The sequence below is a fragment of the Paenibacillus sp. FSL R7-0312 genome, from assembly GCF_038004445.1.
Classification (GTDB): Bacteria; Bacillota; Bacilli; order Paenibacillales; family Paenibacillaceae; genus Paenibacillus_AQ.
Genome location: NZ_JBBORE010000001.1, coordinates 2,602,827 through 2,628,618 on the forward strand (window position 1 = coordinate 2,602,827; position 25,792 = coordinate 2,628,618).

Sequence of the window (25,792 nt, forward strand, 5' to 3'; positions counted from 1 at the left end):
AAATCTCTGTAACACATTCACCCGGCAAGCTAATCCGTAGCAATATGGAAGCTTGCCGGGTGATTTCTGTTATTCGCGTCCGGACAGGAATACTTCTTCAGTCACCTGCACGAGGCAGCGTGCTGCAGTGCTAAGTCCGCCGCTGCCCTGGTAGATCAGGCAAGTGGTCCGCTGCGTCTGTTCGAGCTCCTTGATGTGCAGGGAGACAAGTCCCCCGCCGTTCAGCAGCTCCGGGCGGAGGTAAGACTTCGGCAGCAGCGCAGCGGCCTTGATGGTCGGCAGCAGCCGGACAATCGCTTCGAAGGAGTCGATCTCCATCCGCACATCGGGATCAACGCCGCAGCGCTGGAACAGATCATCAGTCGTCCGGCGGTACCAGGTGCCCTTGGAGAAGAGAATCATCGGCAGCCGGGAGAGATGCTCCATCGTGAGCCGCGGAGACTGGGCCAGCGGATGGTGCTCGGCAACGACCAGCCGGAGCTGGTCCTCGAACAGCGGGATACAGCGCAGCCCCGGCTCCTGAACCTGGGAGGCGATGATGCCGACATCGCATTTGCCCTCGCTGACTGCGGTAACCATCTCATGCGTCTTCCCGGTGATCAGCTTCAGCTCAGCCGCCGGGTATTTCTCCATGTAGGCATTCACCAGCGGAGGCAGCGTGGTTTGCAGTGTGGTCAGGCTGGCTCCCAGCGTGACGAGCTGCGGTTCGCCTTCCTTGAACTTGGACAACGCTTCCAGAAACTTGGAGCGCTGCTGCCGCTGCTCCAGCGCATAGGTATAAGTAAGCCGTCCTACCTCCGTAAGCTCCAGCCGCTTGCCGAAACGGTGAAACAGGGCGACCCCGAGCCGTTCCTCCAGCTTGGATATTTTGCGGGATAGGGCTGGCTGGGACAGGTTGAGCTGGCGGGAGGCCCGGTTCAGGCTGGAATGCTCCACAACTGCAGCAAAAGCGTCTAAATCATCGTACATTACAAGCACTCCTTTGTCCCAATCTGTAAACAGCGGATTGTATTAGGTAATTGCTGGTTAAGAATTCCAATGAATGAGTGATAAAAAGCATAGCCGGGAGCCGGGAGATCGTTGATTTATATGAGAATTCGGCTGAATCTGAAGTGAATACGCAGTCTAAATGAGAATTATTATCATATTAAAAATATTCTTATGCGTTTATTGTATAACGATTAATAATTAGATTGCAATTCCCTTATAAGCGAAAAAAGAGTAACATGAAAAGTGACACAAGATATTCACATATTGTGAATAATAAAGCAAAGTCCGGGAAAACAATGAAAAGTGGTGCAAATAGACATTTTGCTGCTTGCTGCAGCCTGCCGCTGCCCTGTTTCAACTGTACTCCCGGCGGTGTATGCTCTTTAAAAAGACACTTGTGAAAACGCTGTTTTAATTGGAAAGGGGACACTTTATGAGAGGATTTTATTCCAGAAAGATTCATTCCTTGCTCGGCGTTATCCCGCTTGGGGCCTTTTTCCTTGAGCACATGCTGACGAACTTCGCAGCAGTAGAGGGTGGCGCTTCCGGTTTCACAGACAGTGTGCTCTGGCTGAACAGCCTGCCGCTGGTCTTCTTCCTGGAATTGTTCGGCATCTGGCTGCCGCTGCTGTACCATGGAGTGTACGGTCTGTACATCGCTTATCAGTCGAAGCCGAACCTGAACCGCTACAATCTGGAAAGAAACTGGCGTTATACGCTGCAACGTATCAGCGGAATCGTCACCTTCATCTTCATTGTCTGGCATCTGTACGATACCCGTGTCCAGGTGGCGCTTGGCAATGTAGAGCATGATGAGCTGGGCGGAGTTATGCATAACATTGTAACCCAGCCGCTGCTGATGACCTTCTACATCATCGGTATCGTAGCAGCCTGCTTCCATTTCTCCAATGGTCTATGGTCCTTCCTCATCAGCTGGGGTATCACTGTGGGGCCGCGTTCACAGCGGGTGTCCTCTATCCTCTGTCTCGGTGTATTCGTACTGGTTACCTTCATGTTCGTACTGTCACTGGTGACGTTCCGTGATGATGAATTTCAAACCGCAGCCACCGCGATGCAGTCGCTCAGCAGCGTTATTTAGGAATACAGGAGCAACTTAAGCGTAATTTAGGAGGGAACAATCATGGCATCAGCCGATATTATCATCGTGGGCGGCGGTCTGGCCGGCCTGATGGCTACCATCAAAGCCGCCGAATCCGGCGCGCATGTACATCTATTCTCACTGGTCCCTGTCAAAAGATCGCATTCGGTCTGCGCGCAAGGCGGCATCAACGGCGCTGTGAATACAAAGGGCGAGGGCGACTCGCCCTGGGAGCATTTCGACGATACCGTCTACGGCGGCGACTTCCTGGCCAACCAGCCTCCGGTCAAAGCGATGTGCGAAGCCGCACCGGGCATTATTCACCTGATGGACCGGATGGGCGTTATGTTCAACCGCACACCGGAGGGGCTGCTTGATTTCCGCCGGTTCGGCGGGACGAAGCGCCACCGGACAGCGTTCGCCGGAGCGACAACCGGCCAGCAGCTGCTGTATGCGCTGGATGAGCAGGTGCGCCGCTGGGAAGCCGAAGGCCTGGTGACCAAAAGCGAGAACTGGGAGTTCCTCTCCGTCATTCTCGATGACGAACGCGTATGCCGCGGCATCAGCGCCCAGAATCTGAAGACGATGGAAATTCAGACCTTCCCGGCGGATGCGGTCATTCTGGCCAGCGGCGGTCCGGGGATTATTTTCGGCAAAACGACGAATTCGGTCATCAACACAGGAACCGCTGCAAGCGCTGTATATCAGCAGGGTGTGCATTATGCGAACGGGGAATTCATCCAGATCCACCCGACAGCCATCCCGGGCGATGACAAGCTGCGGCTGATGTCGGAATCAGCGCGCGGAGAAGGCGGACGTATCTGGACCTATAAGGACGGTAAACCGTGGTATTTCCTCGAAGAGAAATATCCCTCTTACGGCAATCTGGTGCCGCGCGATATCGCAACACGTGAGATTTTCAATGTGTGTGTGGATCAGGGGCTGGGCATTAACGGCGAGAACATGGTGTACCTGGATCTTTCGCATAAGGACCCGAAGGAGCTCGACGTCAAGCTGGGCGGCATTATCGAGATCTACGAGAAGTTCATGGGGGATGATCCCCGCAAAATTCCGATGAAAATCTTCCCCGCTGTGCATTATTCGATGGGCGGCATGTGGGTCGACTATAACCAGATGACGAATATTCCCGGTCTCTTCGCCGCAGGGGAATGTGAATATCAATATCACGGGGCGAACCGCCTTGGAGCAAATTCGCTGGTATCGGCGATCTATGGCGGCATGGTATCGGGGCCGAAGGCTGTGGAATATATCAAGGGGCTCAAGAAGTCGGTTCAGGATATCTCCTCCACGGTGTTTGACAGCTTCCACAAGACGCAAGAAGACAAATATGAGTCTCTGCTGGGGATGACAGGCACGGAGAATGCTTACGTAATCCACAAGGAGCTTGGCGAATGGATGACGGCCAACATGACCGTGGTGCGTGAGAACAAGAAGCTGGAAGCGACCATCGGCAAAATCAAAGAGCTAAAGGAACGCTACGGCCGCATCAACATGAGCGATACTTCACGCTGGAGCAACCAGGGCGTAGCCTTCACCCGCCAGCTGTGGAATATGCTGGAGCTGTCAGAAGCCATGACCCTCGGAGCGCTGCTGCGCAACGAGAGCCGGGGCGCGCATTACAAGCCGGAGTTCCCTACCCGCAATGATGAGGAATTCCTCAAGACGACCAAAGCCGCCTGGACGGCTGACGGCCCGCAGATCTCATATGAGGAAGTGGATGTGTCGCTGATTCCTCCGCGGGTGCGGGATTACTCGAAGGACTAACAGGGTTGTAGCGTTCTATTGTATTTTGTACAGCAGAATCGCCCGGTTGAGCGTTTTAAAAGGCAATCTAATGTATTCTGTGCAACAGAATTTGGCTGCAGGAGCTCAAAAGGGGCTAATTGCAAAATTCAAATGTACAAACTGCAATAGAATGCAATTTAAGGCCGGAAATACCTGATTTGATTGTATGAAATACAATAGAACTCGCATCCATACTAAGTCCATCTCCAATTGCAACGAACTGACCAAGACTGATTGCATAGAAGTAATATACCCGGAGCTAAGTTTATGCTTGCGAAGCTAGTTTTGTACGAAATCATGCGATGAGGTTTATGCTCACAAAACTTTTAGGAGGTAACTGACATGGCGGAAACTGCAGCAGCTCCCAAAAACGTAAAATTTATCATTACCCGCCAAGACGAGCCGGAAACGAACCCGTATACGGAGGAGTTCGAGCTTGCCTACCGTCCGGGAATGAATGTGATCAGCGCGCTTATGGAAATCCAGCGCAATCCGGTGAACGCGAAGGGTGACAATACAGTCCCGGTGTGCTGGGAATCGAACTGTCTGGAGGAAGTATGCGGCGCCTGTTCCATGGTGATCAACGGCAAGCCGCGGCAGGCCTGCGCAGCGCTGATCGATAACCTGGAGCAGCCGGTGCGCATTGAGCCGATGAAGACCTTCCCCGTGGTCCGTGACCTGGTGATTGACCGCAGCCGGATGTTCAATGCCCTGAAGCGGGTTAAGGCCTGGATTCCGATCGACGGCACGTATGACCTGGGTCCGGGACCCCGGATGCCGGAGAAGAAGCGTCAGTGGGCTTATGAGTTATCCAAGTGCATGACCTGCGGTGTCTGCCTGGAGGCATGCCCGAATGTCAATGAGAAGACCAATTTCATCGGTCCTGCGGCTATTTCGCAGGTGCGCCTGTTCAACGCCCACCCTACGGGCGAGATGAACTCTGACGAACGTCTGGAAGCGCTGATGGAAGACGGCGGCATCGACGGCTGCGGCAACTCGCAGAACTGCGTGCGCGCCTGCCCGAAGGGAATTCCGCTGACCACCTCCATTGCCGAGATCAATAAGCAGACGACTAAGCATATGTTCAAGCGCTGGCTGGGCGTGTAACTATACAGCTTGCATTTTCTTTACGATTTATATCTGCGGCAGTGTAATCAGCTGCTGTCCTTAAATCACAGGCCGTTCAGGAGTATTTCCTGAACGGCCTGTTTGCGCCAGGAGTTCATTTCCTTTTCCGGTTGGAACTGGAAAGGGCTATTGCAGCAGAATATGTTTCTTTCAGGCTATTAAACGGGTACATTTTTAGACAGTCTTCTTACTGGGTCATGATCATACATAGAGTGGCTGGATCACCCGGATTCTAATCAATATAGGGAATTATGTTATAATCCATATAGTTAAATGCAGTATTCAAGCAGTGGACAACGGGGAGGAATTACAGTGATTTGTCGTGAACAGGACGGAGCGTTTGTGATGGTGAAGCAGCATGAGCACGGCCTGCTGGCCGGGGAATTTGCGAAGTGGTTCAAGGAAGAGCATACGCCTGCGGAAGGCCGCCGGGCTGAAGTGCTGCGGGCGGTGAGCAATCATGACCGGGGCTGGATTGATCTCGACGAGACGCCGTTCTGGAACGATGCAGAGGGGGCGCCATACAGCTTCATCGACTTCCCCGTTGTGCCTAAGCTGACCTTCTACAGACGGGGCATCGACGAGGTTGAATCAGATACACCTTATGGGGCGCTGCTGTGCAGCTCGCATTTCGAACGGCTGATCGAAGTATCCGGTGAGGAATGCCCGGAGCTGACACAGTATCTGCAGGATGAAGCGGAGCGCAGAGCCCGTATCCACCGCGAGCTGGAGCAGAGCCGGCCGCTTGAAGAAGGCGAACTGTATTATGACGCCAGACTGCTGCAGTTCTGTGATGACCTGTCGCTGTTTCTGGCGCTGAGCGAGCCGGGCAGCGCCGAGTCCGAGAAGCATCCCTGGTTCGCAGACGGCTTCTCGGGCAGCGAGGAATTCAGCTTCACCTCAGGCAAGGCTATTCAGGCAGAGTGGCAGGATAAGTCCACGCTGATTCTGGACCCGTTCCCATTCACCAAGGATGTCGGGATATGTTTTAAGCAGCGCCGGGTTAGCCGGAAGGACATTAAGCTTAAGGGCATCGCTGCAGCTTACAGGGAGACACCTGAGGAAGAGTGCCGGATTACTGTAACCAGCAGACCCGGAGAAGAGCCGAAGGTGAAGTCCGGTGCTGGCGGGCACACAACGGGCTAATGGAAGTGGGGAATATAAGCGGTTATGAGCGGTGAGGCATTATCAGCGGAATACCGGTAACTTTTCCCGATAAAAGCTTGCCGGATGCAGAGAACAGGAGAATAAAGGCCATGGCGTGGTGGATATGGATTTTCAATTTTGCTGTAATCATATTGCTGGCGCTGTGGTCTCTCCGGATCAAGCTGAGCTGGATGGGCAAAGGAGTTCTGCTGGCCCCCATTCTGATCTATGCCCTGATTTCGGTTGAGGATCTGCTGGACCTGATCGATCTAGGCACCATTGTGCCCGGCAACAAGGGACTGCGCGGTCTGATTCTGATTTTTGTCCTGGCTTCGGTCCTATTTTATATTCTGTTTATTTTTCATGAGATCAAGGACTCCAACAGCAAGGAAGTCAGGCTGCAGCATACACTGGTCCGGATCAGCATCGCTGCGTTTAGCTGCATTATTTTTTTTACAGTTGTATATACATCCATATATAAGCTGTTTGGCCAGTCTTCCTTCCAGGGCGAGGGGATAGGCCAGGATCTGCTCAGCCAGCTGATCACCTTCCTGTACTTCAGCGTAGCTACATTTACGACAGTCGGGTACGGGGATGTGGCTCCCATAGATAACACTTCGCGGCTTGTTGTAGTCATGCAGATCTGCTTCAGCTTCATAACCGTTGCCTATGCCCTGTCCATGCTGGGCTTGTTCCGCAAAATTCTCGGACCCGACACCACTGAAGAAGAGATTGAAGCGGCCATAGAAGTGGACATTGATGACAAAGTGGAAGAAGCTGTAACAGATAAGCATGAGGAGAGGGAGCAGGAAGAACAGGAAGCACAGGATGAACAGGAAGCACAGGATGCCGGAATTCCGCCGAAGCGGCCTGGAAGCGATAAGGGGTCAGATTAACCCGCAGATTAGCCTGACGATTAGCCGTATCTCAGGCGCTGACGGATGAACTGGAAGTGTTGCCAATAAGCGCAGCATGCTCAGTATACGAACATAAACGGCATTAACCGAATAGATTTGAGGATAGAAAGGAGAATCTCCCTATGAGTACAAAATCGTCCGGGGGCTCTCCCAGGTCTGACCTGCCGGCGGCAGGTACCGGCGGTTATACCCCTCCGCAGAAAGAGGGGGCTGGCAGCCGCAAAATGACCCGCCGCCAGTTCCTCGCCCGGGGGGCGGCAACCGTAGTTGGCGCCGGCCTGCTTACCGGCGGCTATGCCTGGCAGGGCGAGCCTAACTGGCTGGAGATTACGCGGAGGGAGCTGCCTCTGAAGGACCTCCCTTCAGCTTTTGCCGGAACCCGGCTCGTTCATTTCAGCGATGTGCATCTGGGCTTCAACAAGGATGCGCATGATCTGGCCCGGCTGACTAAGCACATCAAGGAGGAGAAGCCGGATCTGATCTGCTTCACCGGGGATATTGTGGACAGCTATGCCGAGGATTTGACAGACTCGGTCGCTATTCTGGCAGAGCTTGAAGCTCCGCTGGGCAAGTATGCCATCCTAGGCAACCATGATTACAAGAATACGGAGCTGCTTACCCGCCTGCTGAACGAATCCGGCTTCCGTGTGCTGCGGAACCAGTCCTACCTGATCAAGCAGGGCGGAGCCGTGATGGCGGTGGCTGGACTCGACGATATGCTGCATGGCAAGCCGGACCCGGAGGCCGCAATCGAGGGCATCCCGGACGGCACGTTCACGGTGCTGATGATGCATGAGCCGGATTACGCCGATACGGCGGAAGGGTATCCGTTTCACCTGCAGCTCTCAGGGCACAGCCACGGCGGTCAGATCCGTCTGCCGCTGCTGGGTGCGCCGTTCACGCCTTACGGCTCGCAGAAATACATAGACGGCCTGTATTACACAGAGAATAAGGCGATGCCGGTGTATGTGAACAGGGGATTCGGCGAAACCATGATGCCGCTGCGCTTCATGTGCCGGCCGGAGCTTACTGTACTGACTCTGCGCCGGGAGTAAGACGGCAGAGCTTGAGGATGCGGCTTAACGAGAGCAGCAGAAGAGGGTGAAGTTCATGAGCACTTATGAAGCGATTATGGGTATGGCGCTGCAGGGAGCGGCGGTAGAACTGAAAAGTATGACATCCGCTGACGGCGCAGTGCTGCGGGCGCTGCTCTCCCATCCGGAGGTGCAGCCGCATATTCAGCTGCGCCAGGGCTCATCCTCCCAGCAGGGCGTTCTGGATAAGCTGGTGAACCGGATGCTGCATGGTTATGACCCTTGCGCATTGCATGCAGGCATCTATCTCAAAGGACAGCCGGAGCTGATCGGGTCGGTCTCCCTGCAGAACTGGAACCGGCATGAGGGCAAGGCGGTGCTGGGGTATATGCTTAATCCAACATGGTGGGGGCGCGGCTTCGCCACTGAAGCATTGGGGCTGCTGCTGGCCTACGGGTTCCGCGAACTGGAACTGCTGAAGGTGGAGGGACGCTGCCGCGGGGACAACCTCAGATCAGAGCAGGTGATGCTCAAGAATGGTCTGACCCTGGAGCGGACACTGCCGATGGCGGACGGCTCGGGCGATGTAATGAAAGTATTCACAAACTCAAATCGCAAAGAAGCTCATTCTTTTTAATTGGAGAAGGTGAATGGAATCCTTATTACAACAAAAATAAAATTATTGCCGAAACAAGAACAATATCAAGCACTTAAACGTACAATGGAACAGTTTAACCAGGCATGTAATCGAATTAGTATAATTGCTTACGAGAGTAATTGCTTTTCTAAAGTAAAACTTCAGCAATTGTGTTATTACCCAATTCGTATAGAATTTGAAAATCTTTCTTCTCAATTGATTATTCGTGCAATCGCCAAGGTTTGTGAAGCATACAAGTTAAATAAAAAAACAAAATGTCAATTCAAATTAGACGGTGCCATTGTGTATGACCAACGTATCCTATCTTTAAAAGGATTGGGAAATGTCTCTTTAGCTACCGTTGAAGGTCGTATTAAAGTTCCTATGTTTATTAGTGGCTACCATATTTCCGTCATGCAAGATAGACGTATTCGAGGTCAAGCGGATCTTGTTTTTGTAAATGGTGTTTTCTACCTTTTATTAGTTTTAGAAATTCCTGAAGGTGAAAGAATCAATACATCTGAAGTATTAGGTATTGATTTAGGTATTGTTAATATTGCAACAGATAGTAAAGGTGAATTTTTTAGTGGTGCAAAGATCAATAACCTTCGCAAGCGATATTCCCGTCTGCGCACCAAACTGCAATCCAAAGGAACTAAGGCTGCGAAAAGAAGGTTACAACAGCGTGCTAGAAAAGAGCGTCGTATGGCCCGTGATATAAACCATTGCATCTCTAAGAATATCGTTGAAAAGGCTCAAAGGCACTCTTCTGTCATTGCATTAGAAAACCTTAATGGTATCTCAAAAAACAAGCAGAAGAGTAAGACGGTTATGAAGTCGCAACGACAACGATTAAGCAGATGGTCATTCTTCCAGTTACGTCAATTCATAGAATATAAGGCTCGAATGAATGGCGTTCCTGTTGTGTTCGTTGACCCGAAGTACACAAGCCAAGAATGTTCTTCCTGTGGTCATACAGACAAAGAAAACCGAAAAACTCAAGACCAGTTTGAATGTGTGTCGTGCGGATTCGTTGCTAACGCCGACTACAATGCTTCTCTTAATATTAGGAGAAGGGCTATTGTCAGCTAGCCGAACGTAGGAGTACTCAGGTATTACTTACAATCCCACTGTTTAGCTGTGGGTAGGCTGATATTGTTACACAAATGAAATAATGCCGTTATCAAACTCTAACAGTCTCCGGTTAAACTAAGTACATGACCCCCTTTTGAAAATATAACTGCTGTTGGGACCCGATGATTCGGGTCCATTTTTTTGTGGCGAGCACTATGCCGGAATCCGGTTTCGCTTGTTTCTGCTGGCGGTAGCCGGAGTCATTAGGCTATGATGGATATACAGAAACAGCATTTGGCGAGGAGGACATAGCTCTTGAACGAAGTGATTAGACTACTTACGAACCACCGCTCTTTCCGGCAATATACAAGGCAGGCGGTAGAACCAGAGAAGCTGAAGACCATAATTGAGGCAGCCCAGGCCGCTCCATCCTGGGTGAACGGCCAGCAGGTATCGGTCATTGCGGTACGCAGCGAAGAACGGAAGCAGCAGCTGTCGGTATTGAGCGGGAACCAGAAGCATGTGGCCGAAGCGCCGGTATTCCTGGTGTTCTGCATGGACTTTCACCGGGCCCGGCTGGCGGCAGAGCTGGAAGACCAGCCGTTTGAAGCGGCAGGGGATGTGGATGCGCTGCTGGTCGGTGCAACCGATGTCGGCATTGCGTTAGCGAATGCGGTGGCTGCTGCGGAGTCGCTGGGACTTGGGATTATTCCGATCGGCGGCGTGCGCCGCCGCACAGCGGAAGTGATCGAGCTGCTGCAGCTGCCCGAATATGTATTCCCGGTAGCCGGCCTGTGTATCGGCTATCCGGGCGAAGAGCTGCCGAAGAAGCCGCGTCTTCCTATGGCGGCTGTGTATCATGAAGAAACCTATAACCCTGATCAGAAGGCCCTGATCCAGGAGTACAATGAGACCCACCGTGAGTCGCTTAGGGCTCAAGGGCTGACCGGGAGGGATTGGAGCAGTACGATTGCCCGCTTCTATGCCCTGAATCCGCAGTACGGAGACGCGGGGCGGACGCTGAAGCAGCAGGGCTTCACCTGTGATAATCTCAATAAGGAACAACCATAGCAAAAATGCACCGCAGCGGTAACGGCGGACGATGGCAATCATCGTCAACAGCGTAACCGCATGCGGTGCATTTATTTTTGTCCAGCCGGGGATTAAGCCGCCCCAATATCCTACAGCTATAGTCCTACTGTAATCTTCTCACGCCGTTTGTAGTAGACCCAGTGCTTAAATCCGATCTCCTTAAGCCGCACGGCAACGTTATTGCGCTGATCAGCCACCCGGGAAGGCTTATGGGCATCGGAGCCGAAGCTGACCTCCACGCCGAAATGAAGCGCCCGCTCCAGAATCTCATCCGACGGATACCAGCCGCCGCACAGCTTGGTGCCGCCCGAGGTGTTGATCTCGATGGCCAGCCCGCATTCGCTGATTGCGCTTAAGGCTTCATCAATCTCCCGGGGAGCGGAGATCTCCGAGAACTGCGGATAATTGCCCTTCATCGCATCAATGTGTCCGAGGATCTGGAACATGCCGCTGCGCGCGGATTCGGCGATCAGCCGGTAGTACTCCGCTTTGGCTTCCAGCTTCTGCTTAGGGCCCAGACCCTTCCAGCGGCTTTTATTAAAGATGCTGTTGCCGTCCACGCTGTGCACCGAACCGATCACATAGTCAAACGGATAGGCGGCAAGCGTCTTCCGGTACAGCTCTGCATGCTCGGGGAAATAGTCGGACTCAATGCCGAGCAGGACATCAATACGGCCTTCGTACTCCTTTTGCAGAGCCAGTACCTCCTCCACGTAGTGGACAAGCTCCGATTTGGCCATCGCGATACGCGGAAAAGCCTGCTCGGACGGACTTCCGAAATAGGGCGTGTGATCGGAAATCCCGATCACATCAAGACCCGCGGTTATCCCTGCTTCAATATAATCCCTGATGCTTCCGTCAGCATGACCGCAGCGGAAATGATGGGTATGCAGGTCGAAATTCATAGAGGTAACATCTCCTTAGGCCAAAGTGGCAGAATAGGTTGCAGGTTGGTGATTATTAGTTACTCTGAGCCGATGAATTGGGTTTCGGGCATTCCCTTAAGATCGCTCAGAAACTGCCTCATGGCCGAATTGACGTACTTGCCGGATTTGGTGATGACGCCTACAGGGTGGGTGACCTCGAGCTCGATGATCGGGACGATTTTGAGCGTGCCGTTTCGGACCTCGGCGGTTACAGACTGTTTGGAAATAACGGCTGCCCCGAGATCCAGCTCCACCATCCGTTTCACCTCTTCGCTGCTGGTCAGCTCCATGATGACCTGGGGCTGGATACCGTGTTTGGCCAGTACTTCATCGGCGAATTTCCGGCCGACGGTGTCCGGGGACAGCAGGATAAGCGGTGTTTTGCCAAGCGCCTCAATACCGGCCGATTTGACCTGGGCCAGAGGATGGCGGGGCGAGACGACCAGTTCAAAGGTATCATAATACAGGACGGAAGTTGTCATTCCGGGACTGCGGCCGATCAGATAGCCGATTCCGACATCAACAAGACCATTCTCGACATGCTGATAGATTTGTGAAGAGGACATGGACGAGATCGAGGTTTTGATATGCGGGAACTGGTCCTGGAAATAGGACAGAATCCGCGGCAAAATCTGAATGGCAATGGAGGTGGTCGTTCCGAGAATAATGTGCCCCTGGGGATTCTCCTCGAGATCCGCAAGACGCTGCTTAAGTTCTTCAACGATACCTACAATCTGCTCCGCATGCGTGAGGAATACTTGGCCCCGGTCTGTCAGGGTTACAGGCTGATTCCGGTCCACAAGCTGGGTTTTGAATTCTTCTTCGAGACTTTTGATCTGTGCTGAAACCGCCGGTTGGGTCAAATTGAGTAGTTCTCCCGCCTTGCGGAAGCTCATCGTTTTGGAAATGGTAATCAGTGTTTCAAGCTGGCTGATATTCATGGACTGCCCCCTAATGGCTACCGGATTGGTGCCGCCGTATATTGTATCGCTGTGGGAAAGTGACTACTTTCCAGAGGACGTTTGCGCCGTTAACAGCTTGATGGGCCAGGGTCTGCATGCTGCGGATTGTCTGCCAGAAAATGTGGGGGGAAATACGCAGTGAGTGCTGCACCCGGAAGGAATTGCGCCGCAAATCTTACGTTCAGTGTTGGCATTTGATTAAATTATAGGAGATTACACCCGGCAGGGCAATGTCGCTGTCCAAACTATCTTGTGAAATCATTCGACAAGACCATTAATTTTTGGTGAATAATGCCGATATATGAAGTATAATAAATCATTATTGCTTAGGACTTTTGGTATATGACTAAAGCCTGGTCGAGGGGGGACAGCACTTTCATGAAAGCAGAAGTAATCAATCCGTTTCTAGAGTCTGCACGAATTGTTATTGAACAGGTGATACAAGTCTCGCCGTCTACCGGTATTCTGGGTATTAAGGACATTGAACTGATCGATAATCATATATGGATTCAAGTGGGAATGACAGGTCAGCTCAGCGGGAATATTATCTTCGGAATCGCCGAGCATGTGGCGCTTAAGATGGTGTCGGCCATGATGGGCGGCTATGTGATTACGGAAATGGACGAGATGGGCCAGAGTGCCATTTCGGAGCTTGGCAACATGATCAGCGGCAATGCCAGTACTATTCTTTCCAATCAAGGGGTATCTGTAGACATTACCCCGCCGAAGCTGATGAAGTCGGAGAGCATGTCCATCCTGCCGCGCAGAGCGCTTAGTATTCCGCTTCTGATGGAGGGCATCGGGGAGCTTGATATTCAGGTTATGATCTCTTAGGCGGATAATCGGGAGCTGAACACATTCCATGGCATTACAAGGCAAGGTTGTTGTTATTACAGGAGCTTCGAGCGGCATCGGTGCGCTTACGGCACAGATGCTCAGCCAGCGTGGGGCCGTTCCCATTCTGCTGGCCCGTTCGGAAGACAAGCTGAAAGAAACCGCGGCCGGAATACCGGGCGTTTTTGGACTGTTCGTCTGTGATGTGACCGATGAGTCTGCGGTAGAGCGTACCTTCGGGGAAATCCTCAGCCAGTACGGCAGAATCGACATTCTTCTCAACAATGCCGGTTATGGCAAGTTTGCGGCTTTTACGGAGATGGAGCCCGGCGAGTTCGATGCCATGATGGACGTGAACTATATGGGGATTGTCCGCTGCACCAAGGCGGTAGTGCCTCATATGCTGGAGCGCGGCAGCGGTCAGATCGTGAATGTGGCCTCTATGGCCGGCAAAATCGGTACAGCCCGTGCGGTTGCCTATACGGCTACCAAACATGCTGTTCTCGGCTTCACCAATGCGCTCCGCCAGGAGCTCCGCAAGAGCGGCATTATTGTCTCGGCCGTGAACCCCGGACCCATCGCCACCGAATTCTTCAAGACCGCCGACCCTTCAGGCAATTATGAGAAAAGCGTAAGCCGGATCATGATGACTCCGCAGCATGTGTCTGCGAAGATTGTGAAGCTGATGGAGAAAGGCAAGGAAGAAGTGGATCTGCCCGGTCTGGCAGCCTTCGGAATTCGTCTATACGGCTTGTTCCCGCGGCTGGCGGATAAGCTGACCTATAACGCTATGAACAGAAAATGATTACTCAGCTATGAAGCAAACGGCTTGTCCCCTTTTGCATGCAGGATGGAATTACATAAATAAAATATGGCGTAGATTGGAACTTATGGCCTTCCATTTGGTGGAGAGGCCTTTTTGGCATATAATGAACATATTATCTTAAGCGAAAAGGATGAATACCTATTATGAATAAAGCTTCTTTTGCAGCCATCGGCATTCAGGAAGACCTCGTTGCCCGATTGTCTGAATTCGGCATCACCGAACCATCCCCGGTACAGGAGCAGACGATCCCGCTTCTGCTGGAAGGAAGAGATGTTCTGGCTGCATCCCAGACTGGGACAGGCAAAACTCTGGCCTACCTGCTGCCGCTGCTGCAAGGGATCCATCCGGACCAGAAAGCGGTGCAGAAGCTGGTGCTGGCACCAACCCAGGAGCTGGCGATGCAGATTCTCCGCGAAGCAGAGCGCTACGGAGCACACCGGGGCATCCGGGCGATGGGGCTGATCGGCGGGGCGGCGATCAAACGCCAGATTGACAAGCTGCGCGAGCATCCCCAGCTGGTTGTGGGGACGCCGGGACGCGTGCGGGAGCTGATCGGGCTGCGCAAGCTGAAGATGCATGAGGTGACGACGATTATTCTCGATGAGGCGGACCAGATGTTCCAGCTCAGCGGCGCGGGCGAAGTGACGAAGATCGTCAGCAGCGCGCTGCGCACACGCCAGTTGGTTATGCTGTCCGCGACCATCGGACCGGAGACCAAGCTCTTGGCTAACAAGGAAATGAAGAACATCGCAGAGGTGGGTATTGATCCCGGCATGATGACGGCCCAGAGTCTTGAACATCACTACGTGGTGTCCGAGGAGCGGAATAAGGTGGATATGCTGCGCCGGGTGATCCGCCACTACAAGCCGGAGCGGGCGATTGTGTTCGTCAATGCTACCGATGATATTGCTGAAGTGACCGCGAAGCTGAACCATCTGGGGCTTCCTGCCGCAGCGCTGTACGGGGATGCCGACAAGGTTACGCGCGCAAACGTGCTGGCCCGCTTCCGTGACGGCAAGCTCAAGGTGCTGGTCGCCAGCGACGTGGCGGCCAGAGGCCTGGACATTGAGAATCTGACGCTGGTCGTCAGCTTCGATCCGGCCTTTGACTCCGAGCACTATGTCCACCGTGCCGGACGGACGGGGCGCATGGGCAAACGCGGAATGTCCGTAACGATTGTTACGGAGCAGCAGACGTTCATCATGCGCAAATTCGCCCGCGAGCTGGATATCCAGCTGGACGAGCGGGAAATGGCCTTTGGGAAGGCGCTGGCGGAGGGCGAGCGCAGTGAATTCCGCAGCGGCGGGGGCGGGAACGCTCGCCGCAAGGGGGTTGAACCGCGCGGCGGCGAAGCTGCGCCGCGCGCCGGCAAGCCGCAGGTGCGGACCTCGGCGGCTGGCACAGCCGGAGGGACGGGCGGCGAAGCGCCGGCAGGGCAGCCGGGCGCAGCGGCTGGCAGCGGTGTTACGGTGCGGCGTGAGCAGCACCGGCCGGGGATTGCCGCGGGCACGCGCAGCGCGGCGACACCTGCGGGCAAGGCACGCAGCAATGCGGAGCGGGACAAGAACCGCAAGAATAAGGGAGCCCCGAAGTGGCTCAAGAACAAAACCCCGAGAGGTGACGGTCAATGAACACAGCCCCCGTATTGCAAATTACGGGTTTAAGCGGAGGTTACAGCCTGAACAAGCCGGTGCTTCATGATATCGGCTTGCAGGTGCAGCCCGGTGAAATGGTCGGGCTTATCGGTCTGAACGGTGCGGGCAAAAGTACAACCATGAAGCATATTCTTGGTCTGATGTCCCCGCATAAAGGTGAGATTACCGTACAGGGCAAGACGCGCAGCAGCGACCCCGAGAGCTATCACAGCGCACTGTCCTTTGTACCGGAATCCCCTCTGCTCTATGAGGAAATGACAGTCCGCGAGCATGTTGAATTCACTGCCAGAGCTTATGGCGTGGAGCGAAGTGATTACGAATCGCGCACCAGCCAGCTGGCCGCACTCTTTAATATGGAGGACAAGATGGATACCCTGTCCTCCCATCTATCCAAAGGCATGAAGCAAAAGGTAATGATTATGTGCGCTTTCGTAGCGCGTCCGGCACTCTATGTCATCGATGAGCCGTTTCTCGGCCTTGATCCGCTGGGCATCCGCTCGCTGCTGGATTTCATGCTGGATCTGAAGAAATCCGGGGCGTCGATTCTGCTTAGCTCGCATATTCTCTCCACCATCGAGAACTATTGTGACCGGTTCATTGTGCTTCACCGCGGGATGGTCATCGCCGAGGGAACACTTGCCGAGATGACGGCGAAGGCCGGGCTGCAGGGCTTGAATTTGGAGCAGCTGTTCTACGAGCTGGTTCAGGGAGGGAAATGATATGGATTTGAAGGAGCTGCGCCGGCAGCGGCGCAGCCGGTTCACAGGAAGCCTGATCCCCTATATGGGTTATATCATTCAGAGCGGTGTAGCCATGGTGTTTCTGCTGGTCCTGATTATCTTCTCGGCCTGGTATACTGCACTGCTGCGCGATATTCCGGCAGGCATTCCCATCCGCTGGATTATGCTGGTCCTGCTGGTGCCTGCGGCGGTGCACAGCAGCTTCCGGACCTATCTGCAGACTCCGGATACGATCTTCCTGCTGCCGCAGGGCCACCGGATGAAGGAGTATTTCGCCCCTTCATGGGTCAGCGGGAATGTGTGGAAGATCCTGCGCCTGGCTTTTGTACTGATTACGTTATGGCCGCTGTACATACGCACGGATACATCCCATAAGGGACTGCTGGTTACGCTGCTGGTCCTTATCCTGGTGAAGCTGCTCGCCAGCTACGGGTTATGGCGGGAGACTGCTATGCTCTCCCGTCCGGCCGCCATAGGCTACAACCTGCTGCGCTGGGCAGTGGGCATCCTAATGGTTGCTGCCTGGGTATGGCAGCCTTCTGTCCGCGCGCTGATCTTTATCGTGATTCTGGCCGCAGCCTACGCGGCCGCGCTGGCCGTACCCGGCCGGCACTCTGTTCCGTGGGAGCGCCTGATTACGATGGAGAAGAATCAGGGAACCCGGGCGCTTATGGTCCTCGGCTGGTTCGTTGATGTCCCAGGACGTGAGCAGCGGGTCTATGCCCGGCGCTATTTGTCCCGGTGGGGCGGCGGCATAACCTGGCAGCGGTCTTCCGCCTACCGGTTCCTCTTGACCAAAAGCTTCGCCAGAGGCGATATCTTCGGAATCGTCCTGCGGATTGCCGTACTGGACCTGTTCCTGGTCTGGATGAATCAGGACAGCTACACCGGCAGCGGCATTTATATCTTCTTCCTCTTCCTGATGGGGATTCAGCTGACGGCGCTGCGCAAGCTGCACAGCGAGTCGTTCTGGCTGACCGTGTATCCGCTGCCGGAAGGCAGCAAGGGCAAGGGAACCATCCAGTTTGTATTCCGGGCGCATCTGGTGCTGGCCCTGCTGACCGGACTGCCTCTTCTGCTTCAGGCGGGAGCGCGTCCGCTGCCGGTTCTGGGAACATTGGCGTGCGGAGCGCTGCTGGCCTATCTGTTCAAGGCCTATTCCACCCGTAAGGAAGCCCGGACGGATGAGGATGACTTGTAGAACAGACTCTTTTTATCAACAAAAATATGCACATGAAAAATGACCTCATACTCTGCTAACGCGGAGCGTGAGGCCATTTTTAAATAGAGGGGGTTCTCCTCTTTATTTCAAAATATATGAATTTATATGTTCACACGATGACTTATCCTTCTATTTCTCGCTGAAACAACACCGTCCCTTAAAAGGACAGCAAAGCCGTTTCTACTTGGCTGGAACAGGGAATGCTGCAACACGGGGAGCGGAGAGAGCGCAGGGCCCCCTCCAGGGATTTATTCCCGGTTAGACAAAGAGTGAACGGCTGATGATAACCAGCAGGATAAAGAGAACCAGAATTGCGCCTGTGCTTGTGAATGCACCGTGTCCGTATCCGTATCCGCCTCTAACTTCTTCGCTCATGTTCATTCCCCTTTCGCGTTTGAGTTGTTGTACTTGAGTACATCGTATTGTATGTGCGGAGGGAAGAACGTGTATAGGCCAATGCCATAGGGCAGGGCAAAAAAAAGTCAGCCCCGGAAATCCGGAGCTGACTTACGTATGCAAAGGCTGGGAATCAGGCTTTCTCCAAATCGCGGATGCCTGCATAGACCAGATCGAACAGATCCTCAAGCTGATTCTCTTCGATGCAGGAGAAGGCAATGCGCAGATCACTTTCGCCGAGGGCGATGGTGCCCAGCCCGTAATTGTGGATCAGGTGGAGCCGTAAGGTTTCAGCCGGCACGGTGAGCAGCTTCAGGCACATGAAGTACCCGGAGTTGAACGGATAATAAGTCCATACATCGTCGCCGTATTTGCCACTGTCCAGCAGTGCTTTCACTTTATTGGCCCGGCCCTTCATGATCTGGAACTTCTCTTCCTTCTGGGAAGCGAATTCCGGCGCCTTCAGCGCATCCAGTACAAAGGTCTGGGACGGATGTGCTCCGCTGGAGATGGTGGCCCGGATAATACCGAGTGTCTTCTGCTCCAGGGCAGCCAGCAGCTCTTTGTTCTCGGAAGCGTAAGTGATGAAGCCAACGCGGAAGCCCCAGACAAATTCTTCTTTAGTGGCTCCGTCAATCTTAATTGCCAGCACACGTGGGTGCAGGTTCGCGAGCTTGCCAAACAGCGATTCCTTCAGTGAATCCTCGAAAAAGAGTCCGAAATAAGCATCATCGCTGACGACTACGACATTAACGCCTTCTTCAGCGGCACGCAGGATTGCGGCAACGATGGCTTCGCCTTCTTTAACGCCTGGTGTATACCCTGTCGGGTTATTAGGGAAATTGAGCAGGACGATGGCTTTGCCGCGGTCCTTCTGGGCCAGCAGTGCATCCAGCAGTCCTTCGCTATTGAAGCTCATATCTTCGGTGAACAGCGGATAGTTAACGGTTTCGGTCAGACGGCGGATGCCGAAGGTCAGCTCGTAGTTCTCCCAGTTTTTGTCCGGATAGATGACGGCATCCCCTTGCTCTGCGAACAGATCGGCAACTATGCTAAGCCCGTGTGTCAGGGCGTTCGTAACGACCGGGTTGCTGAAGGACTTGCCTTCCAGCGACGGATTCTCCCGCAGCATCTTCTCCCGCCATACCGTGCGCAGCTCCGGCTTGCCTGCAGGAGGCGCGTAGCCGTACAGGTCTTTGGGGCTGTAGGCGGAGAGCTTATCCTGGATCACACCAAGGTGCATCGGCATCCCGTTCTCGGTAGCAATACCGATGGTGGCATTATACTTCTTAGCATGAGCCGTCGCTTCTGCAGACTGGCTCAGGATTCCCTCTTTGGGGAAATAGATTGCTTTGCCGAGATTCGAGAGCATATCGTACACATGTTCATTGCCTGCCTTGATGCTGTCATTCAATTGTCCAGCCAGTGGATTCATCAGTTTCATCCTTCCGGTATTCTTCTGGGATATATACGCTAACATTGCCTAACATTATATCACCGTGAATTGCCGCCGTCACTGAGGAATGCCGCGTTTTCATAAATACTTTTGGAATAAGCCGGGCGGATCCTCCCAGAGCTGGACTTCGACGTAACGCTCAGGGCCAGAGTCTCCTGCTGCGTTCCATTTCTGCGGCAGGCCGTATTCGCGGACTACCTCAAGGATCTCTTTCAGTGTGTAGACCTGCCCACGGTAAGGTTTGCCGTCCGCATAGCGCATTGTGGGAAATAAATCGCCGTAGGTGAAGCTGATCCGCTCAGGGTTGAAGGCCGCAACCGGGATCTTCAGCTCCATCCCCTCCGGATACCACTGCTGCAGCCAGGGGCATCGCCCCAAAGTCATGTAATGCGGATGCCGGCGGACCGGCTGGCCTCCTTTGGCGATAAATTGCTCTCTCGCCCTTTGTTCAAGGCTGCTGCGGATCTGCAGATAATCGGCGGAACGCTGGCTGGCAAAGCCCTTACTCTGCTCCCGGATATCCTGCAGCACCGTCTCCGCTAATTCAGGCGAAAGGTCAGACAGATTCCGGAAGGGGCCGGTGGATTCATCATAATAGTGAAAGAGATAGTGGTAGTCCATATACTTCCCGCCGATCTATAGAGGATGATTACTATATTTTAACAGATAGAGGGGGGATAGGGACAGTCCTGCAGGTAGGGGAAGATGTACAAAAGGGAACCGGACAAGGTATTATGAAAAGTAAGCTTACGCTTTCGAAGCGGGTTTTGTTCGAAGGAATACAGGGAAGGCATGCTCACAAAACTTTAGGAGGGACCAATATGCTGCATGCATCGCCATCCTCTTTTGTAATCCTCCCGGCCCTGGCGAAGATCGTCTGTGAACCGGGCTGGAAGTGGCAAAAAAGAGAGAAGCCGCTGCAAAATTATGATTTGTTCTATGTCTGGAGCGGGGAAGGAACCGTTGTGCGCAGCGGGGTGCCCTATCAGGTGGGGAAGGGAAGCTGCTTCCTGTTCCGCCCGGGGGATCACACCAGTGCTACGCATAATCCGCAAAAACCGCTTGTGCTTACATATATACATTTCGATGTTGCCGAAGAGGTGACGGAGATTCCTGCGCCTTACCATGAGCTGACGGAGACGGTGGAGTTCGAGCATCTGCTGGCCCGTTACGTCCGACTATTCCTGGTGCAGACCTACGCTGCAGAGGAAGAAGGCCGCCTGATCCTGAAGCAGCTGATGATTCATCTGCTGCGGCAGGACCAGGTCGTGCCGATCGAGCGCCATGTCAGCAACCAGCTGGCTGAGGTGATCCACGAGGTGGCTAACTATGTCAGCCAGCATCCAGGTGCTTCGCACCGGGTAGAGGATCTGGCCGCACGGGCGGGGCTGTCGCCGCGTTACTTCTCAATCAAGTTCAAGGAGATCACCGGCTCCTCGGTGCAGTCCTATGTGATCCGCGCCAGGATTGAACGTGCCCAGCACCTCTTACTCTACGCCGGCATGAACGTGACTGAGGTGGCGGATGCGCTGGGCTACCGCGATATATTCTTCTTCAGCCGCCAGTTCAAGCAGCACACGGGGAAAAGCCCGTCGGAGATACGCTGACAACCAGCGTGCTCTAATGCTGCTGAACTGCCTGGTGGCCCGGGAGTACAGCAGCAATAGTAAGTAAGCCCTTCTCTTCCAGGCAGGAGAAGGCCAGTCCTGCCGGATTACCGGCAGGGCTTTTTGGGGAATAGATAGTATAGAGTTCTTACGGAACGGCCCGCCCATTCAAGGCGGGGCCGTTTCTTCTATTACAATGGCTACAGGGAAGCCGGGGGCGTAAAGTTGAAGAGAGCATCCGTCTGTGACAGAATATAAGGATGAACCGCATAAGACCTGAGAAGCTGGCGCTAAGAGCAGCTGAATAAACACACGGGAGAAGGAGAGGACTTATGTACGAAATAGTACTGATACGGCATGGAGAGAGCGAATACAACCGGCAGAACCTGTTTACGGGCTGGAGTGATCCCGATCTGACGGAGAAGGGTGTGGAAGAGGCGAAGAAAGCAGGCAAGCTGCTGAAGGATGCGGGATACACGTTCGATCTTGCTTTCGCCTCGGTGCTGAAGCGTTCAATTAAGACACTAAACTATGTGCTGGATGAGATGGACCTGCTGTGGATTCCCGTGCAGAAATCGTGGAAGCTGAATGAGCGCCATTACGGAGCGCTGCAGGGCCTCAGCAAAAGTGAAACTGCACTGAAATACGGCGAGGAGCAGCTCCATATCTGGCGGCGCAGTCTCTCGGTCCGGCCTCCGATGCTGGAGCCGGATGATCCGCGTTATGCCAGAAATGATATCCGCTATAAGGAAGTGCGTCCCGGCGATATTCCGCGCGGTGAGAGCCTGGAGGATACCGTGCACCGGGTTGGCGATTTCTGGGGCAACCGGATTGTACCGCTGATCCGCAAGAAGGAACGCGTCCTGATCTCGGCGCATGGTAATACGCTGCGGGCCCTGATCAAATACATGGAGGATATTGATGAGACGGCGCTGCTGGATCTCAATATTCCAACCGGCGTCCCGCTGGTCTACAAGCTGGATGATGATGTGAAGCCGATCAGCCGCTTCTATCTCGGCGAGCCGGAAGAGGTGCAGGAGAAAGCGCGCGAGGTGGCTAATCAGAGTAAGGTTACGGAGTGATCCGGATAGTTAGAGGGATAAATTCCTTTGATTACGCTGGAAGTAGGCTAGACGAGCCGATTGTATGTGAAAAACCGAGTACAATGCACCAACGATAGGGTAAACAGGCCCAATGTATGCGAAAAACCGAATACAATGCACCAACTATAGGGCAGATGAGCCGAATGTATGCCAAAAACCGAATACAATGCGCTAACGATAGGGCAGATGAGCCGATTGTATGCGAAAACAATCATGTCTTCCAAGGCACAACTCCAACATGAAAATGAGCAGCGTGGCTAAAAAACAGAACATCGTCTTTTCATTTATTTAACATATTTTAACGGAAAACCGAACACAATTGGACTGGGTAAGCCACGTAAGCCAAATGTAATCGAAAAACCGAACACAATTGGACTGGGTGCACCGCGTAGGCCAAATGTAATCGAAAAACCGAACACAATTGGACTGGGTGCACCGCGTAGGCCAAATGTAATCGAAAAACCGAACACAATTGGACTGGGTGCGCCGCGTAGGCCAAATGTAATCGAAAAACCGAACACAATTGGACTGGGTGCGCCGCGTAGGCCAAATGTAATCGAAAAACCGAACACAATTGGACTGGGTGCGCCGCGTAGGCCAAATGTAATCGAAAAACCGAACACAATTGGACTGGGTGCGCCGCGTAGGCCAAATGTAATCGAAAAACCGAACACAATTGGACTGGGTGCGCCGCGTAGGCCGTGCGTTTATCGCAGTGCCAGACGTATTTTCACAGAAAAACCGAGTACAATGCACCAGCAACTGGGTAGATGAGCCAAATGTAAGCCGGGGTATACTGATTCACAGAGCGAAGCAGGTAAAAACACTTTTATACGATAAATTATACGATAAACGCAGGAACCATCCGGGATTCTGCGAAGGGTTTCTTCAACCCCAAATAAGCCCCGCACAAGATACACTTACGTATCTTTGTGCGGGGCTTTGTCTGTTCAGAAAGCTCTACTTGGTTTCATCTTGAGCTGTTTCATTCAAGCCGGACTCTGCCCGGCAGCTAAGTAGCCCGCTGCATCTCACCCAGCAGCTCGCCCATCTTCACCTTCGTGTCTACGGTAAGCCCATGGCGCGGGGTGAAGGTGCCGCTCTCCAGCAGAAGAACTACGGTAGAGCCGAATTCGAAATAGGCCAGATCATCGCCTATTTGCCATTCAGTAGCGGATTCATCCGTGTAGCGGATACTGCTCACATTCATTGCGCCTACCTTGACCACGGCGGTTTCGCCATAGCTGCCGGCTATATAAGTAATCAGCCGTTCGTTACGGCTCAGGACACTCTTCATATGCCGCATGCCGAAATCATTCACGGGATAAGCCCGCCCACGGATATAATCGCTCTCCCGCAGCTGTCCGGTTAACGGGGAATGAATCCGGTGATAATCGGTGGGGCTCAGGTAGAGGACGAAATAGTAGCCTTTTTTATACAATTCGAGGTGTGGAGAATGATTAAGCAAATCCTCCAGCGTATAATCCTGACCCTTCACATTCATTATTGTTCCGCAGTTAATGTCGCCCATTGCCGTAATCATGGCATCCACAGGACTGGCCACAGCCTGTTCACCGCTTGCCACCGGCCGCATTCCCGGCTTCAGGCGTCTGCTGAAGAATTCATTAAGTGTACGGTATTCTCCGGCAGTCTTCTCCGCCTCGGCGGCAGGAATATGATAGGAACGAATAAATACCGGAATCATAAAGCGGCTGAGTCTGCTATGGGAAAAAGCGCCCATTACCCGGGAAAGCCATCTGTGTGAGGATAGCTCGGTCATCAGCCGCAGCAATTGTTTAACCATGCCCATCTCCCTTCCATCATGCAGCAGCAAGGTCCCGGTAGCCAAGGACCTCACCCGCTCTGCATTATATTGACATAGAATAGAAGACAAATCAATAAGAGTTATGCCGTGCAGCCTCTTCATACAGGTATCTGGCATAGCCCATCGGGCGGCGGTAGCTTTCTTTCCAGATGGGGCCGAGCCCGGCTTTCTTGAAGCCGTAACGCTGGTCGCGCCCGTTGCATTCGATGAAATATAAGCGTCCGCTCCCCGTAACGCCGATGTCCAGACCGATATCGGCAAGGCCCGGGAGGCTCTGCTCCAGCTCACGGGCAATGGCGAGACTGAGGGAGAGGACCGACATGCGGATCCGAGCGGCTGCTTCGCCGGGGAAAGCCTTCTCCAGAGCGAAGGATGAACTCAGTGCTTCGCCTCCCCTGGCGATGTTGGATACGAAGCCGCCCGGTGCCGCCAGCTTGGCGAACATGCCGGTCACCTGCCAGTCTCCGCCCCAGCCGCGCTGTACAGTAATGCGCAGATCAAAGGGGCGGCCGTTTATCTCAGCCAGTGGTATCCGCTCCTGCACCAGGTACGGTACCGAAGAGAGTCTGGCGCGGAGTGCCCGGGGGATGGCGCCCTGATTCAGAGGCACACTGTACCAGCGTCTTGAGCCGGTAGGAGAGTAGCTCCATTTCCACCGCCCGGCCCCGCTGATCCTTGTAAGACGCATAACCCCGTTGCCTACACTTCCCCGGCAAGGCTTGAGAATGAGATCCGGATAACTGTCCATCATTTCCTTCAGGCCGGACATTCCGGCGGATGTGACTGGCAGGACCGTCTGCAGTTCCTGGTTTTGCTCCAGCAGGGCATGAATCTGATCCTTGCCGTAGCGGTTGCATGTATTGTATACCTGAATACCCTGCCGGAGCAGCCGCTGGACGCCGCTGCTGCCCGGGTCATAGATCGCCCGGTTATGGATGACCTCCGGCGTCGGAATGACTTGACTCCGGTAGCCGTGCGGACCCTTTATATATGCCCTGCTGAAGCCGGTCTGCGTATCGATGCCGGACAGCTTCAGAAAGCAAGGGGTTAATCCGTATGCGGCGGCGGCCTCCTCGTAATTAGCCAGAGATTCCTGTCCGGTTTTTAACCGGGGAACGCCCCCGTGCACAGCGGCATTTAGCAGTATCCCAACGAGCTTTTGCCCCATGTTCGTTCCTCCCGTTATCTTGAAGTAGCTTCCCGGCTGATTTTTCGTCTCCTGTCATTGTATGTGTGTACGTGCCCGTCAGGGTTGGACGGATGCGCGGCGGCAGATGCCCTTTTTTTGAAAGGCGAGAATGGAATTCCTTTATACGC

At 53.6% G+C, this 25,792-nt stretch carries 24 protein-coding genes; 16 read left to right on the forward strand and 8 right to left on the reverse strand.

The features are described 5' to 3' along the window. Positions 1-69: 69 nt before the first annotated feature. Complete coding sequence (locus MKX70_RS11485; RefSeq protein ID WP_039306940.1) at positions 70-969, reverse strand: LysR family transcriptional regulator; 900 nt, start codon at positions 967-969, stop codon at positions 70-72. A gap of 454 nt (positions 970-1,423) precedes the next feature. On the opposite strand from MKX70_RS11485, the gene MKX70_RS11490 reads away from it, so the two are divergent. From MKX70_RS11490 to MKX70_RS11530, 9 genes are all read left to right on the forward strand, one after another. Next, positions 1,424-2,089: a succinate dehydrogenase cytochrome b558 subunit gene (locus MKX70_RS11490; RefSeq protein WP_042239323.1), complete on the forward strand. Its 666-nt coding sequence runs from the start codon at positions 1,424-1,426 to the stop codon at positions 2,087-2,089. A gap of 42 nt (positions 2,090-2,131) precedes the next feature. Further along, positions 2,132-3,874, forward strand: a complete 1,743-nt coding sequence (gene sdhA / locus MKX70_RS11495; RefSeq protein WP_042239322.1) for a succinate dehydrogenase flavoprotein subunit — start codon at positions 2,132-2,134, stop codon at positions 3,872-3,874. A 363-nt stretch (positions 3,875-4,237) separates the two neighbouring features. Then, positions 4,238-5,002 carry a succinate dehydrogenase iron-sulfur subunit gene (sdhB, locus tag MKX70_RS11500; protein WP_042139785.1) on the forward strand — a complete coding sequence of 255 codons (765 nt, stop codon included), beginning with the start codon at positions 4,238-4,240 and terminating at the stop codon, positions 5,000-5,002. Positions 5,003-5,335: 333 nt separating this feature from the next. After that, the gene (locus MKX70_RS11505) at positions 5,336-6,169 is read left to right on the forward strand and encodes a DUF3891 family protein (RefSeq protein WP_197072992.1); all 834 of its coding nucleotides are present in this window, start codon (positions 5,336-5,338) and stop codon (positions 6,167-6,169) included. A gap of 110 nt (positions 6,170-6,279) precedes the next feature. Then, positions 6,280-7,065 carry a potassium channel family protein gene (locus tag MKX70_RS11510; RefSeq protein WP_340840039.1) on the forward strand — a complete coding sequence of 262 codons (786 nt, stop codon included), beginning with the start codon at positions 6,280-6,282 and terminating at the stop codon, positions 7,063-7,065. A 143-nt stretch (positions 7,066-7,208) separates the two neighbouring features. Beyond that, the gene (locus MKX70_RS11515; RefSeq protein ID WP_052416718.1) at positions 7,209-8,141 is read left to right on the forward strand and encodes a metallophosphoesterase; all 933 of its coding nucleotides are present in this window, start codon (positions 7,209-7,211) and stop codon (positions 8,139-8,141) included. 55 nt (positions 8,142-8,196) lie between these two features. Beyond that, positions 8,197-8,757, forward strand: coding sequence for a GNAT family N-acetyltransferase (locus MKX70_RS11520; protein ID WP_052416717.1), 561 nt, complete (start codon positions 8,197-8,199; stop codon positions 8,755-8,757). A 9-nt stretch (positions 8,758-8,766) separates the two neighbouring features. After that, the gene (locus tag MKX70_RS11525; protein ID WP_340841646.1) at positions 8,767-9,849 is read left to right on the forward strand and encodes an RNA-guided endonuclease InsQ/TnpB family protein; all 1,083 of its coding nucleotides are present in this window, start codon (positions 8,767-8,769) and stop codon (positions 9,847-9,849) included. 297 nt (positions 9,850-10,146) lie between these two features. Continuing rightward, the gene (locus MKX70_RS11530; RefSeq protein ID WP_445323663.1) at positions 10,147-10,902 is read left to right on the forward strand and encodes an NADPH-dependent oxidoreductase; all 756 of its coding nucleotides are present in this window, start codon (positions 10,147-10,149) and stop codon (positions 10,900-10,902) included. Between the two features lie 116 nt (positions 10,903-11,018). Here the strand turns inward: MKX70_RS11530 and MKX70_RS11535 are convergent, their stop codons facing one another. After that, complete coding sequence (locus MKX70_RS11535; protein WP_042239316.1) at positions 11,019-11,828, reverse strand: histidinol-phosphatase; 810 nt, start codon at positions 11,826-11,828, stop codon at positions 11,019-11,021. Positions 11,829-11,887: 59 nt separating this feature from the next. Further along, entirely contained in the window at positions 11,888-12,790 is a 903-nt protein-coding gene (locus MKX70_RS11540) for a LysR family transcriptional regulator (RefSeq protein ID WP_042239313.1), read from the reverse strand. A gap of 399 nt (positions 12,791-13,189) precedes the next feature. Between MKX70_RS11540 and MKX70_RS11545 the strand changes: the two genes are divergently transcribed. From MKX70_RS11545 to MKX70_RS11565, 5 genes are all read left to right on the forward strand, one after another. After that, complete coding sequence (locus tag MKX70_RS11545) at positions 13,190-13,645, forward strand: chemotaxis protein CheX (protein ID WP_042239310.1); 456 nt, start codon at positions 13,190-13,192, stop codon at positions 13,643-13,645. A 28-nt stretch (positions 13,646-13,673) separates the two neighbouring features. Continuing rightward, positions 13,674-14,450, forward strand: a complete 777-nt coding sequence (locus tag MKX70_RS11550; RefSeq protein ID WP_340782796.1) for an SDR family NAD(P)-dependent oxidoreductase — start codon at positions 13,674-13,676, stop codon at positions 14,448-14,450. 164 nt (positions 14,451-14,614) lie between these two features. Next, complete coding sequence (locus MKX70_RS11555; protein WP_340840040.1) at positions 14,615-16,102, forward strand: DEAD/DEAH box helicase; 1,488 nt, start codon at positions 14,615-14,617, stop codon at positions 16,100-16,102. Then, positions 16,099-16,845: an ABC transporter ATP-binding protein gene (locus tag MKX70_RS11560; protein WP_042139777.1), complete on the forward strand. Its 747-nt coding sequence runs from the start codon at positions 16,099-16,101 to the stop codon at positions 16,843-16,845. Before MKX70_RS11555 ends, MKX70_RS11560 begins: the two co-directional genes overlap by 4 nt. A 1-nt stretch (position 16,846) precedes the next feature. Then, the gene (locus tag MKX70_RS11565; protein WP_042239302.1) at positions 16,847-18,067 is read left to right on the forward strand and encodes an ABC transporter permease; all 1,221 of its coding nucleotides are present in this window, start codon (positions 16,847-16,849) and stop codon (positions 18,065-18,067) included. 279 nt (positions 18,068-18,346) lie between these two features. Here MKX70_RS11565 and MKX70_RS11570 read toward each other — a convergent pair whose 3' ends face one another. The 3 genes from MKX70_RS11570 to MKX70_RS11580 all read right to left on the reverse strand — a co-directional run bounded on the left by MKX70_RS11570 (position 18,347) and on the right by MKX70_RS11580 (position 20,561). Next, positions 18,347-18,463: a YjcZ family sporulation protein gene (locus MKX70_RS11570; RefSeq protein ID WP_209994562.1), complete on the reverse strand. Its 117-nt coding sequence runs from the start codon at positions 18,461-18,463 to the stop codon at positions 18,347-18,349. A gap of 154 nt (positions 18,464-18,617) precedes the next feature. Beyond that, entirely contained in the window at positions 18,618-19,919 is a 1,302-nt protein-coding gene (locus MKX70_RS11575; protein WP_042239300.1) for an aminotransferase class I/II-fold pyridoxal phosphate-dependent enzyme, read from the reverse strand. Between the two features lie 99 nt (positions 19,920-20,018). Continuing rightward, a complete protein-coding gene (locus tag MKX70_RS11580) occupies positions 20,019-20,561 on the reverse strand; it encodes a hypothetical protein (RefSeq protein WP_340840041.1) in 543 nt (180 codons plus the stop codon). Between the two features lie 200 nt (positions 20,562-20,761). Between MKX70_RS11580 and MKX70_RS11585 the strand changes: the two genes are divergently transcribed. Both MKX70_RS11585 and gpmA read left to right on the forward strand, forming a co-directional pair. Beyond that, positions 20,762-21,547 (forward strand): helix-turn-helix domain-containing protein, encoded by a 786-nt coding sequence (locus MKX70_RS11585; protein WP_042239294.1) that lies wholly within the window; start codon positions 20,762-20,764, stop codon positions 21,545-21,547. 332 nt (positions 21,548-21,879) lie between these two features. Next, positions 21,880-22,629 (forward strand): 2,3-diphosphoglycerate-dependent phosphoglycerate mutase, encoded by a 750-nt coding sequence (gene gpmA, locus MKX70_RS11590; RefSeq protein ID WP_042139774.1) that lies wholly within the window; start codon positions 21,880-21,882, stop codon positions 22,627-22,629. Positions 22,630-23,662: 1,033 nt separating this feature from the next. On the opposite strand, the gene asd is transcribed toward gpmA, so the two are convergent. Together asd and MKX70_RS11600 are read right to left on the reverse strand one after the other, a co-directional pair. Beyond that, positions 23,663-24,454, reverse strand: coding sequence for an archaetidylserine decarboxylase (gene asd / locus MKX70_RS11595; RefSeq protein ID WP_042141610.1), 792 nt, complete (start codon positions 24,452-24,454; stop codon positions 23,663-23,665). Between the two features lie 91 nt (positions 24,455-24,545). After that, positions 24,546-25,643, reverse strand: coding sequence for a YheC/YheD family endospore coat-associated protein (locus MKX70_RS11600; protein WP_340840043.1), 1,098 nt, complete (start codon positions 25,641-25,643; stop codon positions 24,546-24,548). Positions 25,644-25,792: the final 149 nt, after the last annotated feature.

Excerpts from the sequence above, each read along its gene's own strand:
- MKX70_RS11510 (WP_340840039.1), top strand. The coding sequence starts at position 6,280 with ATGGCGTGGTGGATATGGATTTTCAATTTTGCTGTAATCATATTGCTG.
- MKX70_RS11570 (WP_209994562.1), bottom strand. The coding sequence starts at position 18,463 with ATGAGCGAAGAAGTTAGAGGCGGATACGGATACGGACACGGTGCATTC.
- MKX70_RS11580 (WP_340840041.1), bottom strand. The coding sequence starts at position 20,561 with ATGGACTACCACTATCTCTTTCACTATTATGATGAATCCACCGGCCCC.
- MKX70_RS11585 (WP_042239294.1), top strand. The coding sequence starts at position 20,762 with ATGCTGCATGCATCGCCATCCTCTTTTGTAATCCTCCCGGCCCTGGCG.
- MKX70_RS11520 (WP_052416717.1), top strand. The coding sequence starts at position 8,197 with ATGAGCACTTATGAAGCGATTATGGGTATGGCGCTGCAGGGAGCGGCG.
- MKX70_RS11490 (WP_042239323.1), top strand. The coding sequence starts at position 1,424 with ATGAGAGGATTTTATTCCAGAAAGATTCATTCCTTGCTCGGCGTTATC.
- MKX70_RS11485 (WP_039306940.1), bottom strand. The coding sequence starts at position 969 with ATGTACGATGATTTAGACGCTTTTGCTGCAGTTGTGGAGCATTCCAGC.
- MKX70_RS11600 (WP_340840043.1), bottom strand. The coding sequence starts at position 25,643 with ATGGGGCAAAAGCTCGTTGGGATACTGCTAAATGCCGCTGTGCACGGG.
- MKX70_RS11515 (WP_052416718.1), top strand. The coding sequence starts at position 7,209 with ATGAGTACAAAATCGTCCGGGGGCTCTCCCAGGTCTGACCTGCCGGCG.
- MKX70_RS11565 (WP_042239302.1), top strand. The coding sequence starts at position 16,847 with ATGGATTTGAAGGAGCTGCGCCGGCAGCGGCGCAGCCGGTTCACAGGA.
- MKX70_RS11560 (WP_042139777.1), top strand. The coding sequence starts at position 16,099 with ATGAACACAGCCCCCGTATTGCAAATTACGGGTTTAAGCGGAGGTTAC.
- sdhA (WP_042239322.1), top strand. The coding sequence starts at position 2,132 with ATGGCATCAGCCGATATTATCATCGTGGGCGGCGGTCTGGCCGGCCTG.
- MKX70_RS11550 (WP_340782796.1), top strand. The coding sequence starts at position 13,674 with ATGGCATTACAAGGCAAGGTTGTTGTTATTACAGGAGCTTCGAGCGGC.
- MKX70_RS11535 (WP_042239316.1), bottom strand. The coding sequence starts at position 11,828 with ATGAATTTCGACCTGCATACCCATCATTTCCGCTGCGGTCATGCTGAC.
- MKX70_RS11575 (WP_042239300.1), bottom strand. The coding sequence starts at position 19,919 with ATGAATCCACTGGCTGGACAATTGAATGACAGCATCAAGGCAGGCAAT.
- MKX70_RS11555 (WP_340840040.1), top strand. The coding sequence starts at position 14,615 with ATGAATAAAGCTTCTTTTGCAGCCATCGGCATTCAGGAAGACCTCGTT.
- sdhB (WP_042139785.1), top strand. The coding sequence starts at position 4,238 with ATGGCGGAAACTGCAGCAGCTCCCAAAAACGTAAAATTTATCATTACC.
- MKX70_RS11545 (WP_042239310.1), top strand. The coding sequence starts at position 13,190 with ATGAAAGCAGAAGTAATCAATCCGTTTCTAGAGTCTGCACGAATTGTT.
- gpmA (WP_042139774.1), top strand. The coding sequence starts at position 21,880 with ATGTACGAAATAGTACTGATACGGCATGGAGAGAGCGAATACAACCGG.
- asd (WP_042141610.1), bottom strand. The coding sequence starts at position 24,454 with ATGGTTAAACAATTGCTGCGGCTGATGACCGAGCTATCCTCACACAGA.
- MKX70_RS11540 (WP_042239313.1), bottom strand. The coding sequence starts at position 12,790 with ATGAATATCAGCCAGCTTGAAACACTGATTACCATTTCCAAAACGATG.